Annotated in this window: 11 protein-coding genes; 3 read left to right on the forward strand and 8 right to left on the reverse strand. The window is 39.2% G+C overall.

Annotated elements, in window-relative coordinates:
* Positions 1–6: 6 nt before the first annotated feature.
* Positions 7–1,281 carry a DASH family cryptochrome gene (locus AC0IWT_RS14015; protein WP_471797625.1) on the reverse strand — a complete coding sequence of 425 codons (1,275 nt, stop codon included), beginning with the start codon at positions 1,279–1,281 and terminating at the stop codon, positions 7–9.
* 176 nt (positions 1,282–1,457) lie between these two features.
* Here AC0IWT_RS14015 and AC0IWT_RS14020 point away from each other — a divergent pair, with 176 nt between their 5' ends.
* From AC0IWT_RS14020 to AC0IWT_RS14030, 3 genes are all read left to right on the forward strand, one after another.
* Entirely contained in the window at positions 1,458–3,104 is a 1,647-nt protein-coding gene (locus AC0IWT_RS14020) for a DUF4139 domain-containing protein (RefSeq protein WP_471797626.1), read from the forward strand.
* Between the two features lie 145 nt (positions 3,105–3,249).
* Complete coding sequence (locus AC0IWT_RS14025) at positions 3,250–4,170, forward strand: TIGR01777 family oxidoreductase (RefSeq protein ID WP_471797627.1); 921 nt, start codon at positions 3,250–3,252, stop codon at positions 4,168–4,170.
* Between the two features lie 30 nt (positions 4,171–4,200).
* Positions 4,201–5,541, forward strand: coding sequence for a cryptochrome/photolyase family protein (locus tag AC0IWT_RS14030; RefSeq protein WP_471797628.1), 1,341 nt, complete (start codon positions 4,201–4,203; stop codon positions 5,539–5,541).
* On the opposite strand, the gene AC0IWT_RS14035 is transcribed toward AC0IWT_RS14030, so the two are convergent.
* The 7 genes from AC0IWT_RS14035 to AC0IWT_RS14065 all read right to left on the reverse strand — a co-directional run bounded on the left by AC0IWT_RS14035 (position 5,538) and on the right by AC0IWT_RS14065 (position 13,837).
* Positions 5,538–6,470 (reverse strand): FKBP-type peptidyl-prolyl cis-trans isomerase, encoded by a 933-nt coding sequence (locus AC0IWT_RS14035; RefSeq protein WP_471797629.1) that lies wholly within the window; start codon positions 6,468–6,470, stop codon positions 5,538–5,540. The genes AC0IWT_RS14030 and AC0IWT_RS14035 overlap by 4 nt on opposite strands.
* 3 nt (positions 6,471–6,473) lie before the next feature.
* Positions 6,474–6,926: an FKBP-type peptidyl-prolyl cis-trans isomerase gene (locus tag AC0IWT_RS14040; protein WP_471797630.1), complete on the reverse strand. Its 453-nt coding sequence runs from the start codon at positions 6,924–6,926 to the stop codon at positions 6,474–6,476.
* Positions 6,926–7,429 (reverse strand): FKBP-type peptidyl-prolyl cis-trans isomerase, encoded by a 504-nt coding sequence (locus AC0IWT_RS14045; protein WP_471797631.1) that lies wholly within the window; start codon positions 7,427–7,429, stop codon positions 6,926–6,928. Before AC0IWT_RS14045 ends, AC0IWT_RS14040 begins: the two co-directional genes overlap by 1 nt.
* Positions 7,430–7,601: 172 nt before the next feature.
* Complete coding sequence (locus AC0IWT_RS14050) at positions 7,602–9,395, reverse strand: acyl-CoA dehydrogenase family protein (protein ID WP_471797632.1); 1,794 nt, start codon at positions 9,393–9,395, stop codon at positions 7,602–7,604.
* A gap of 77 nt (positions 9,396–9,472) precedes the next feature.
* Positions 9,473–9,826 (reverse strand): four helix bundle protein, encoded by a 354-nt coding sequence (locus AC0IWT_RS14055; protein ID WP_056869652.1) that lies wholly within the window; start codon positions 9,824–9,826, stop codon positions 9,473–9,475.
* Between the two features lie 109 nt (positions 9,827–9,935).
* Positions 9,936–11,111: an acetyl-CoA C-acyltransferase gene (locus tag AC0IWT_RS14060; RefSeq protein ID WP_471797633.1), complete on the reverse strand. Its 1,176-nt coding sequence runs from the start codon at positions 11,109–11,111 to the stop codon at positions 9,936–9,938.
* 320 nt (positions 11,112–11,431) lie between these two features.
* Entirely contained in the window at positions 11,432–13,837 is a 2,406-nt protein-coding gene (locus AC0IWT_RS14065; protein WP_471797634.1) for a 3-hydroxyacyl-CoA dehydrogenase NAD-binding domain-containing protein, read from the reverse strand.
* Positions 13,838–13,914 lie beyond the last annotated feature (77 nt).

The following is a 13,914-nucleotide window of genomic DNA, read 5'->3' on the forward strand; positions in this document are numbered from 1 at the left end:
CGTTTTTTAGGAAGCCCAGGTTAAAGCATAACTGCCTTTTGGATCCAGATTTTTAATGTTTTTATCTAAATCAAAAACGCTTTTTGATTTTTGGTCATTACCAACGCCGGCAATATTCGCCCAGTTTCCCCAATTGCTTGCAGGGTTATAATCAATAAGCTTTTCCTCAAAATACGCGGCACCTAAAACCCAGGTCACCTCTAAATTATTTATCAGGTATAAAGCTGCCGTTTGGCGTGCAATATTTGAAATGTATCCGGTTTGGTTAAGCTCGTTCATAACAGCATCTACAATGGCAAAACCGGTTTGTCCATTCTTCCAGCTATTAAAATTCTCGTCCGTATTGGCTTCATCGGTAATACCCTGACTACCAAAGCCATCAGGCTTAAAAAAAGTATTGCCGTATTTTTTAAACATAAAACGGAAGTAATCTCTCCAAAGCAAACCCAATAAAACGTGGTTAAACATTGCCTTGGTATTTGGCATGCCTTCCATCTTTCTTATCTCCCAATACACCTTACGCGGAGATAAACAGCCCATTGCCAACCAGGCAGAAAGCTTCGAGGCCAATATCAGATTTTTAGTTGTTGCCGCCTGCTGCATAGCGATAATAACCTTCTGCAAAGTACTGATTCCTTCAGCTTCGCCACCGATAAATTCAAAATCGGAACGGGTGTCTTTTTCCTGAAGTGCCAAGTTTAAATCTGCAAGCAAAGGAATATTACCCCAATCGATAACTTCAGCAACGTTGATTCTATCTGGAGCTAAAAAGCAGGGCTTGATGATTGCATCACGTTCAATTTTCTTTTTGAATTGATTAAATGCATCAGGGATATCTTTTATCGGAAAAGGCAAATCCTCTTTGTTGTAAAGGGTGTGGCCTATAAAATGTTTTAGGTTTACCCGTAACTTCCAAAGCCCGTTCTCAACCGAACTTGAAATCTGGGTTTCTTCTTCGGCTACTTCCCTATGGTGATAAACCTCATTAATTTCATATTCCTGAACAAGAACGGGTATAATTTCTTCAGGTTTTCCCTCGGCTACCAAAAGATTGCCGCCAATTTGTTTTAATGAATTCCGCAGCGCAGCAATGCTTTCTAAAGTAAACTGCGCCCTGATGCTTCCTGTTTTTAAGGTGCCGTACTTAGTCGGACCGAAAAATCTCGGATCGATGATGTAAACGGGCAAAATAGAATCCGATTTAGCAATCGCCTCGACCAGCATTTCATTATCATGCAAACGAAGGTCGTTTCTAAACCAAACAAGAATTTTTTTTGACATCTTTTTTATGGAAAAAGGGTGTTAAGAACGATTAACAAATTTATCTTATTTTTTTTTCAGGAACAAAAACGGGGCTAATATTTACAAACGACCAACAATTTGTAAACTTATTATGGAAAATGATCTCGGTTATCATCTATTCATAGATAAATCAATATACATAATAAGAAAAAATAATGAGAAAACTGCTGATTAGTTTGCTATTTCCGCTGAGCGTATTTGCACAACAACAAATTAAAACAAAAGCCATTTTGGAAAGCGTAACGGTTTATAACAACGGCGCACAACTGAGCCACAAGGGAAAGGTAAATTTACCGGCAGGAACTTCAGAAATTGTGATAAATAACATTTCTGGCAGAATTAATGAAAATTCAATTCAGGTTGGTGTATCACAGGGGGTTACTATTTTGGCAGTACAATTTAACCGGGATTTCCTTAATACCGATGCTGCGAACCCTGAAATTAAAAAACTAAACGACAGTTTGAAAACTGTTTCAGCAGAACTGACAAAAACCAAAAATGCGAAAACGATTGAAGAACAAACGTTACAGCTTTTAGATGAGAACCGAAAATCTGGCGGAACAGCCAGCGGAACCAATGTTACTGAACTGGCTAAACTCACCGAATATTATCGAACTAAAAACGCAGAAACCAGAAATGCAATTGCCGCCTTAAATTTAATCGAAGAGAAACAGAATAACAGACTAACCGCACTGCAGCAACAAATTGCTGAGTTGAAGAATAATCCAAGTCAGCAATTAGGGCAACTGGTTTTACAATTAATGACCAAAGAAAATACTGAAGCCAACTACAATGTTTCTTACGTTACACCGAGTGCAAGTTGGCTGGCAAGTTATGATGTTAAGGCAATTAATACTTCCAATCCTTTGGCAATTGTTTACAAAGCTGCAATTGTACAAAGCACAGGTTTAGACTGGAAAAAAGTCAAGCTTTCACTATCTACAGGAAACCCAAATTATAACATTACCGCACCAAACTTAAATCCATGGTTTGTGTCTGCCTTCAATCCTGTGCCGCAAGCGTTAGCTGGAAAAATATCTGGCATTCAAATCAGAGGAATGGCCTCACCTGTTTTAAATGATGAGCAAGCCCTTAATGATGTTGTGGCTGTTGGCTATGGAAAAGTGAATCGGAAGGCAATGAGCGTGGCAAAGGTTTCGACTGTTAATGAATATACCTCGATAAACGAAACACAACTCGGCGTGACTTTCGAAATCGACATCCCTTATGATATAAACAGCGATAACAAACCACATACGGTGGCATTTAAGGAATATCAGGTACCTGCAAATTACAGGTATTTTGCCACTCCAAAATTAAGCAACGATGCATATTTATTGGCTGATGTAATTAACTGGGAAAAATTAAACCTCCAGGCAGGAGAGGCGAATATAATATTTGAGGGCGCTTACACCGGCAAATCTTATATAAACCCAGCCAGCATACAAGATACGATGAGCTTAAGTTTGGGACGAGATAAAAAAATAATTATTACGAAAGAGAAACAGGAAGATTTTAGCAGCACCAAATTTATTGGAAGTAACAAAAAGCAACTGTTCACCTATTTGATAAAAATAAGAAATACGAAGAAAGAAGCTATAGAAGTGTATTTAAAAGACCAATATCCGTTGTCAACTGAAAGCGATATCGAAATCGAATTGTTGGAGAGCAGCGGTGCTGAAGTAAATAAAGAAACAGGTATGCTTTCGTGGAAGTTGAAGATTGCACCAAATGAGACTAAAACTTTGAAACTGAGCTATTCTGTGAAAGCACCAAAAAGTAAAATAATTGCAGGATTATAATTGGATACTCAGAACAAAGGTTAAGGGTTGGGAAAGTCTCAACCTAACCTTTAAACTTTAACTTTTAACCTTTAACCTTTAACCTTTAACCTTTAACCTTTAACCTTTAAAAAAAACCCTTTCGTATCTTTGTTGTTTCTAAAAGATGGCTAAAAAAATTCTTATTACAGGAGCAACGGGTTTAGTGGGTTCAGCACTTAAGAAAAGACTGCTAGGCATTGGATATGAGGTTAATACCCTATCCCGAAAACCTGAAGGCAAAAACGCATTTCGTTGGGATGTGGATAATCAACAAATAGATGTTGCCGCGTTAAATGGCGTTGATGCAATCATTCATTTGGCTGGTGAGCCTGTAGCTGATAAAAAATGGACCGCCGAACGCAAAAAACAAATTATCGATAGTCGCGTAAAATCTGCCAAATTACTTTTTGAAGCCATCAAAAAATCTGAAAACCACAAAATAAAGTCGTTTGTTTCAGCCTCTGCAGTAGGGTTTTATGGTGATTGTGGCGATGAAATTCTGACAGAAGATAGTCCGAATGGTTTCGGATTTTTAGCTGAATGCTGTAAGCTTTGGGAACAAGCCGTGGATGAAGGCAAGAAACTAAGCTTAAGGATTGTAAAGCTCCGTACCGGAATTGTTTTAAGCAAAGATGGCGGCGCCTTGCCGCAGCTGGATTTGCCTGTTCGCTTGTTTGCCGGCTCGGCTATTGGCACGGGCAAACAATGGACGCCCTGGCTGCACCTTACCGACATGGTAAATATGTATGTCGAAGCTGTCGAAAATATACAAATGGAGGGTTGCTACAATGCCTGCGCACCTTTCCCGGTAACCAATAAAACTTTAACAAAAGCGATTGCAAAGCAACTGCATCGTCCTTTCTGGCCAATGAAAGTGCCTAAAGCGGCCATCGAATTATTACTTGGAGAAAGAGTTGAGGCCGTTTTAATGAGCAATAATACTTCTGCACAAAAGCTTTTAGATGCTGGTTTTAAATTTACATTTACAAACCTTGAAGAGGCATTAAAAGATATTTACAGTCCCAATACTGATAGAAAGTCCTAAAGGCAAACCTGAAAAGGCAAGATAAAATATATGCAAAATCACGCAAGCGACAACGATTCAACGTCCTCATCAGAAGATTTAGGTATAAGTATTTTCTGGTTTCGGCGGGATTTACGTTTGGAAGATAATGCCGCATTCTATCACGCTTTAAAAGGCAAACATCCTGTTCTTCCATTATTTATTTTCGACAAAAATATTTTGGATAAGCTTTCGGAAGACGATGCGAGAGTAACCTTTATTTATGAAACACTCGCTTCTATTAAACAGGACCTTCAAGCCAAGGGTTCGGATGTGTTAATTAAATATGGCAAACCTGAAGAAGTTTGGCAAGAGGTTTTAAAAGAATATGAAGTTAAAGAAGTTTACACAAATCATGATTACGAACCATATGCCCGCGAGCGTGACGATAATATGTTCGAATTTCTAAACAGTGAAAACATTGCCTTTAAAACTTTTAAAGACCAGGTTATCTTTGAGAAAGGTGAAATCTTAAAATCGGATAAAACGCCTTACACTGTTTTTACGCCCTTTTACAGACAGTGGCAAGCGAAGCTAAATGATTTCTACACCAAGCCTTATCCAACCAAAAAATACATTAAAAACCTGTTTCAAACTAAGAAGATTTCCTTTCCAACGCTGAAAGAAATGGGTTTTGAAAAAAGCAAGCTCGATTTCCCAAAACTAACTTATAAAACCAAGCTGGTCGAGTATGCAAAAGAACGCGATTATCCTGCTTTAGATGGTACAACACATATTGGCTTACATTTACGATTTGGAACATTGAGCATCAGGAAAGCTGTGCAAGACGCCATTGATGCTAAATCAAACGTTTGGTTATCGGAGCTAGCCTGGCGTGAATTCTACATGACGATACTCTGGCACTTTCCTTACGCTGCTTTTGATTCATTCAAAAAACAGTACGACAAAATTAAGTGGCGCAACAATGAAGAGGAGTTTAAAGCCTGGTGTAAAGGTGAAACAGGTTACCCGCTGGTTGATGCCGGTATGCGCCAGCTAAGTGAAACCGGCTGGATGCACAATCGGGTAAGAATGGTTGTTGCAAGTTTCTTATCTAAACACCTTTTAATAGATTGGCGTTGGGGTGAAACCTATTTTGCTGCAAAGTTACTGGACTACGAAATGGCAAGTAATGTAGGTGGATGGCAATGGGCTGCAGGGTCAGGCAATGACGCGGCGCCGTATTTTAGGGTTTTTAACCCTGAGCTGCAAACTAAAAGATTTGACCCAAAATTTGCCTACATAAAAAAATGGGTACCGGAATTTGGTACAAAAAAATATGCCCAACCAATAGTTGAGCATACATTCGCACGTGAAAGAGTGCTTAAAGTTTTTAAGGAAGCCCTGTCTTAGTTTGTAACGCTTACAATTTGGATATCGAAATCCAAATCACTATTTGGTACTATGATTGCATCTAATCCACGTTGCGCATAGGCCAATCTTGAAGGAATAATCATCCTTAATTTTGTACCTGCTGGGAACTTTGGAATAATTACTTTCCAACCGTCAATTAATTGGCTTGCTGTTGCAAATCCTGTTGAGAAAGATCCGTCAGAAAGTGATTGAAATACGGTTCCATTTAGTATCCGACCTGTATAATTAATTACAGCACTACTTGTCTCCTTATCTGCAAATGCAGTGCCTGTACCTAAGGTATTAACAATATAATAAATACCTGATTGATCTTTAATAGCAGAGCTCGTTAACCCTTTGGCAGCTAAAAATTTTGTGATTCTATCGTCATCCAAAAGCGCTTGCTTTTTAAATGGATATGTAGTAACTGTAACATCCAGTACCGTATTGGACGGAACATTTCCAGCACCGTTTTTTCCAAATGCCAGATAAGATGGCAACAAAATTCTGGCCGTGCCACCTGGCTTTAATGCAGAAATAGCAGCTCTAATCGCAGGAATATCATACTTCGTTTTTGACAAATCTGGCCAGTAAAATGAGTTTGAATATCCAACATAGTTTGCCAAATTTCCCGTAACAGGAGTTTGCAGATAGCCAGTACCATCTTCCAAAGATTTGATGTTAATGTTATACAAAACCGAATCTGTATTCTTGAACGTATCGCCGGTTCCGGCAGTTAAAACCTGATAATAAAAGCCAGTTTTCTCCGGGTCCTGCACCATAACGCTGCTCAAATTATTTTTTTGAATGTAGCTCGCGATCTTGCCGTCATCTATCGTTTGGCTGGAATCATACTCCTTTTTACAGGAAATAAACATCAGGGCAGCCAATAAAACGGTTAACAGGCTAAGTTTTGTAAAGTTCTTCATTAATTATTGTACGTTTATTAATTGTATCGTAAAATCTAAAACAGAGTTTGCAGGTACAGGCCCGGTTGCCTGACTGCCGTAAGCCAAATTAGGCGGAATAATTAACCTGATTTCGCCGCCTTTTTGAATAAGCGGGATACCAATTTTCCAACCTTCTATTAGTTGATTTAAAGCAAGAGTATTCTCTTTTCCACCACCGTTATCAATTACAGTTCCATCTAACAATCTACCTTCGTATTTTATTGTGATTTGAGTATTTGCCGGATAGCCAAAAGAACCTGAACCTGGCTTTATAATTTGATAATATAGTCCTGACGAATGTTTAACGGCACTAATATTATTCTTTTGAATAAAATCGGTAATCTGTTTATCACTGTTTTCTTCCTTTTTGCAAGAAGCAAATACAACTGAAACTAATAAAAAGCTGCAGAAAATAAATTTTAATGTGTTATTCATTAATTGGTAGCATTGTAAAGTGTGATGGTAAAATCGAGAGGCGAATTTGCAGGGAGTACCGCTTGAGGGCCAGTTTTTGTAACGTTACCATAAGCATAATAAGATGGTATCAGTAACCTGATTTTACCTCCTTTTTGAATATATGGAATTCCAATTTGCCACCCGGGAATTAAATTCCCTAAAGTAAATGATACGGGAGTGCCGTTTGAAGAATCAAAAACAGTTCCTGATAAAAGCCGGCCTTCGTAATCTACATTGATACCTGTTGAAGCATTGTATACTAAGTTGCCACTTCCAGGTGCAATGATTTGATAGAATACCCCATACTGTTCATTTTTAAGAACCGGGATATTATTCGCTTTAACAAAAGCTCTGATTGCGGTTGTGTCTGCCTTAAATTGCGCAACTGCATCATAATTGCCATCATTTGTTTCAAGTTTTTTACATGCAGCAAAGCACGCAACGATGCTAACCAACAATAAAAAGTGCTTAATCTTAATCATAGTCCGCAAAAATAAGCTTTTAATATGGATGCTACAATTTTTAACCAAATTTAACATTCACGTTAATAGTTGTAAGTTAGGGATTGCGAGTTAATATTATCAACCGCTAAATTTAATCTGCCGCCGTCGAATCATCAACATCTAAACCTTAACTTACAACATAAACAATAACTTAGAAAATATACTTGTTCGCCTCAATAAGTTGCTGCGCAACCCTTTGGCGGGCATCTTTAACATTAAACGGTTCAACTTTGGTAAATCTTCGCAAACCAACCAACATCATCCTTTGCTCATCACCTTCGGCAAAGGCCCAAAGTGCTTCTTTACCTGCTTTTGCAATACCGTCAACAGCCTCAACCATGTAAATTCTTAATAAATCCAATTGGCCTGATGTTGCAGCCTCACCTTTTGTAGCTACTAATTTTTCAGTTCTTAACAATGCAGATTCGAACACATAAACATAACCAGCCATGTCCGCAATATTCATTAAAATTTCCTGCTCTTTGCTCAAGGTCATCATCAGTTTCTGCACCGCAGCACCGGCAACCATTAATGTAGCTTTCTTTAAATTAGCCAAAACTTTTTTCTCCGCTGCAAATAGTGTATCGTCTTTTTCACCGAAATCAGGGATACTCATTAATTCTGCTGCGACAGCCGTGGCGGGTGTCATTAAATCGAGCTCACCTTTCATTGCTCGCTTCAACATCATATCAACGGTTAACAAACGATTAATTTCATTTGTTCCTTCAAAAATTCTGTTGATACGGGCATCGCGATAAGCCCTATCCATTGGTGCATCGGCGCTAAAACCCATTCCACCATAAATCTGCACCCCTTCATCAACAGTATAATCTAAAGCCTCAGAACCCCAGACTTTTAAAATAGCACATTCAACAGCAAATTGCTCAACAGATTTTAGTCTTGCCTTTCCAGATTCCATTCCGCCGGCAACCAGCTGGTCGTAGGTATCATCAATATTTTGTCCGGCACGGTAATTTGCCGCATCAACAGCATAAAGTTTTGATGCAATTTCTGCGATTTTGAAACGTATTGCGCCGTATTTCGAAATCGGGCGACCGAACTGACTACGCTCGTTCGAGTAATTAATTGCTGTACTTAGCGTTGCTTTTGATGCGCCAACTGCCGCAGCCGACAATTTAATACGACCAATGTTTAAAATATTTACCGCGATTTTAAATCCATTCTCTCTATCGCTCAACATGTTCTCAACCGGAACAGGGCAATCGTTAAAGAAAACCTGGCGGGTAGATGAACCTTTGATACCCATTTTGTGCTCTTCAGGATTCATAGTGATGCCACCGAAATCCTTCTCAACAATAAACGCAGTTAAGTTCTTATCATCATCAATTTTTGCGAAAACAATAAAAATATCGGCAAAACCACCATTGGTAATCCACATTTTTTGTCCGTTGATGATGTAATGTTTACCATCTTCACTTAGCTTCGCTTTGGTTTTTCCGGAGTTAGCATCCGAACCCGAATTTGGTTCAGTTAAGCAATAAGCCGCTTTCCACTCTCCAGAACCTAATTTTGGAATATATTTGGCTTTCTGTTCCTCATTACCATAATAAAGAATTGGCAAAGTGCCGATTCCTGTATGCGCCGAAAGCGCCACCGCAAAAGAGTGCCCGGCGCCAACAACATCGGCAACAAGCATCGAAGTATTAAAGTTTTTACCAAAGCCACCATATTCTTCCGGCACAGACACGCCAAGAATTCCCAGTTCGCCCGCTTTGGTTAAAAGCGTTGGCATTAATTCCGGGTCTTCCTGTTTATCAATTTTATCTAAATTTGGATAAACCTCGGCTTCCAGAAAATCGCGACAAGTTTGTGCAATCATTTGTTGCTCTTCATCAAACTCCTCAGGGATGAATACATCCTGGTAAACGGTTTCTTTAACTAAGAATTCGCCGCCTTTAATTGTCTTTTTTTCAGTTGTTTCCATTTTTATAGTATCTAGTAGCGAGTATCAAGTATCAAGACAGGGCTCGAAAACTAGATATCTCTAAGTTTTAATATTTTTTAGGTGTTAATGCTTTTACCTAAAGAGTAAACCATTTTTTGAATCTCAGTTGTTTTTTCTATCAGATTAGCAGCAAGGCTGTCATCTAAAAGTTCAAGCCTACTTGAAATAATTAATTGTGTTTCCAACTCAAAAGCTGAACCTTGGCTAATTGTAAGAAAGTGTTTAAATTGAGCATTACTTCCTCTACCCGAACCCTCTGCAATATTCGAAGGAATTGAAACACAACATCTTTTCATTTGAGAAATCAAACCATATTTTTCATCATTTGGTAAAAATGAAGCTGCTTTATAAACTTCAACCGCTAGTTCAATCGACTTTTGCCAGACTTTTAAATCTTTAAAATTGTGCACTTGTTTTAGTATTTAGATTTGAATAAAATATTTGGGATGATTTTTTGAAGGATTTTTTTTTACCTATCGCTATCATCTTGATACTTTATACTCATATCTTGATACTAAATTAAAACAATTCAAAAATCCCGGCTGCTCCCTGCCCCGTACCTACACACATGGTTACCATACCGTATTTTTTGTTCTGTCTTTTAAGCTCATTCATCATTTGCACAGAAAGTTTTGCTCCGGTACAACCCAGCGGATGACCCAATGCAATTGCACCGCCGTTTACGTTAATAACATCCGGATTTAAATCCAATGTTCTAATAATGGCTAAAGATTGTGATGCAAAGGCCTCGTTTAATTCAATTAAATTAATATCATCCTGTTTTAAACCGGCTTGCTTTAGTGCTTTCGGAATAGCTTCAATTGGGCCAATACCCATAATTCTCGGTGGCACACCCGCAATTCCATAACTCACCAGCCTTGCAATTGGCTCAACATTCAGTTCTTTCATTTTCTTTTCAGAAACCACCAAAACAAATGCTGCACCGTCTGAAGTTTGCGATGAATTACCCGCCGTTACGCTACCAACCGCGTCAAAAACAGGCTTTAATTTTGCTAGTTTTTCTAATGTCGTATCTGCACGTGGCCCCTCATCTGTATCAACTACATAAGAACGGGTCTTCTTTTTCATGTTTTCATCAAGGTAGTTTTCGTTTACCGTGATTGGCAAAACACCATCTTTCAAATGACCGTTTTTAATGGCATTAATCGCTTTTTCATGCGATTTTAACGAAAATGCATCCTGGTCTTCACGACTTACATTGTATTCTTTCGCTACCGCTTCGGCCGTTAAACCCATTCCCCAATACCAATCAGGGTTATTTTTGGCAACCTCTGCATTTGGTACAAGCTTCCAGCCGCCAAACGGCATCCCGCTCATCACCTCTACCCCGCCAGCGATGATACAATCGGCCATTCCGGCTTTAATTTTTGCAACCGCCGTGGCAATAGTATCCAAACCTGATGCACAATAACGATTTACCGTAACACCCGGAACCTTGTCAGTATCCAAACCCATCAGCGAAACCATGCGGGCAATATTTAATCCCTGTTCGGCCTCTGGTGTGGCATTCCCCACAATTACATCATCTATTTGTTCTTTATCTAAATTCGGAACCGATGCCACCAAAGCTCTAATCACTTCTGCAGCCAGGTCATCGGCTCTCGTAAAACGGAATACGCCTCGGGGTGCTTTACCCACTGCTGTGCGATATCCGGCTATAATATATGCTTCCATTTTATTTAGTATCTAGTAGCTTATTAGTATTCGTTTGCGATTATCAAATGTCAAGACCAGGCTTGAGCATGAAAATCGCCAATATTTTATTTTTATTAATATTAGAAAAGCAAAACCTGAATTTCATCGGTTTAACTAGTCCCGCTATTCGTTACAATCTTTTTATGATTGTCAGTTTGAGCTTGTCCAAGATCTGCAGCAAAAAGTATTTTCACTTCTATCGGGTTTAGCAAAATAGGCTCGGTTTTCAAAAGACCTCATTCTGCCCCCTCAAGGCTTTCAAGCATTCAATTTCTGATACTCATAGTTTGATACCAACCTTAATTCCTCAGCGGCTTTCCTTTGGTTATAATCGACTGAATTCTCTCTAATGATTTTCGTTCGCCCGCAAGAGATAGAAAAGCTTCTCTTTCCAAATCCAGCAAGTATTGTTCACTAACTTCTGTTGGCGATGATAAATCGCCACCGCACATTACATAACCAAGTTTTTCAGAGATTTTTTTGTCGTGCTCAGAAATAAAATGACCTGCATACATGCTATTAGCTCCGGCATACACTATTCCCAACCCTTGTTTGCCCAGCACTTTAATATCTGTGCGCTGAACTGGTTTCGTATACCCTGCATCCGCCAGCTCAATCGCTTTTGCTTTAGCATCAGCCAGTAAACGATTGCGGTTCATCGAAATCGAAAACTTATCTTTTTGCAAATAACCTAACTCATAAGCCTCGTAACCGGAAGTAGAAACTTTCGCCATTCCAATGGTTAAAAAGCGATCTTTTAATGCATTCTGCACAATCTGGTCATCCTTATATTCATCAGATGCCCTAAGCGCAAACTCCTTTGTTCCGCCGCCACCCGGAATAACACCAACACCAAATTCAACCAAACCCATATAAGTTTCTGCAGAAAGCTGAACATGATCTGCATGCAAGCTAAATTCGCAACCGCCGCCTAATGTTAGGTTGTGCGGTGCAACAACTACCGGAATCGACGAATAACGAATTCGCATTGAAGTATTTTGGAACATTCTTATGGCCATGTTCAATTCATCCCACTCCTGCTCTACTGCCATCATAAAAATCATCCCCACGTTTGCGCCGGCAGAAAAGTTTGCGCCATCATTACCAATTACCAAACCACGGTAATCTTTTTCGGCCATATCAATGGCTTTGTTAATTCCAGAAATTACATCACCACCAATCGTATTCATTTTGGTGTGGAATTCAACATTCAGAATTCCGTCTCCCAAGTCGATGATCGAAACTCCGGAGTTTTTCCAAAGGGTTTTATTTTCGCGGATGTTATCCAAAATGATAAACTCATCCGTACCTGGCAAAGCCTTGTAAGATTTAGATGCAACATCATAGTACTTTTTAATGCCCGCCTCAACTTTATAAAAGGAAGTATTTCCGGCATCCAGCATTTCATGCACCCAAGCCGCAGCTTTGTTGCCATATTGTTCCATGGCCTCAATTGCTTCTTTAACACCAACGGCATCCCAAAGCTCAAAAGGCCCAAGTTCCCAACCGAAACCAGCACGCATTGCATCGTCTATGCGGTACAATTCGTCCGAAATTTCCGGAATCCTGTCTGATACATATTCAAACAAGCCAAAAGAAGAGTGACGGAATAATTCGCCCGCTTTATCTTTTCCTTTAGCAAAAATCTTCATACGCTCACGAAGGTTTTCTACCGGCTTAGTCATTTCCAGCGTGGCCGACTTAACCTTTTGCTGAGGTTTGTATTCAAGCGTTTTTAAATCGAGCGCCAGAATTTCTGTCTTGCCTTCTGCAGTTTTTGTCTTCTTATAAAAACCTTGTTTAGTTTTATCTCCGAGCCATTTTTGCTCCTCCATTTTTTTAACATATTCCGGGAGCTTAAATAGTTCGTGCGCTTTGTCATCGGGGCAATTGTCATAAAGTCCTTTAGCCACTTTAATCATGGTATCTAAACCAACCACATCCGATGTTCGAAAAGTAGCCGATTTTGGTCTGCCCAAAGCCGGACCAGTAAATTTATCTACCTCTTCTACGGTTAAATCGAGCTTTTCTACTAAATGCAACAGAGCCATAATGGAATATACCCCAACGCGATTCGCAATAAAAGCAGGTGTATCTTTACATAAAACCGTCGTCTTACCTAAAAATTTATCGCCATAATGCATCAGAAAATCAACAATTTCAGGCTTGGTATAAGGCGTTGGAATAATTTCCAGTAATTTTAAATACCGTGGAGGATTGAAAAAATGGGTTCCACAGAAATGAGCCTTAAAATCTTCACTTCTTCCCTCGGCCATCAAATGAATCGGGATACCAGAGGTATTTGAAGTAATTAACGTTCCGGGTTTGCGAAATTGCTCAACTTGTTCGAAAACTTTTTTCTTGATGTCAAGGTTTTCTACAACCACCTCAATTACCCAGTCAAAACCGGCAATCTTCGACATATCATCATCAAAGTTTCCCGTTTTAATCTTGTTTAATACTTTTTTGGAATAAACGGGAGATGGATTCGTTTTAACGGCCGTTTGTAAGGCCATATCTACAATCCGGTTTTTTACCGCTGGCTTATCTAAAGTTAATCCTTTTGCCTGCTCTTCGGGTGTCAGTTCTTTTGGCGCAATATCTAAAAGCAAAACCTCTACACCAATATTGGCGAAGTGGCATGCAATACGCGACCCCATAATTCCCGAACCTAAAACAGCAACTTTATTAATGCTTCGTTTCATCAGTCTATAGTTTTTTATTTTGTTCTGATGGAACCTGCTTCAAATTGAGCCCTTTTTAAACTCAGGCAAAGCAGGTT

It is taken from the genome of Pedobacter sp. AC464 (assembly GCF_979253075.1).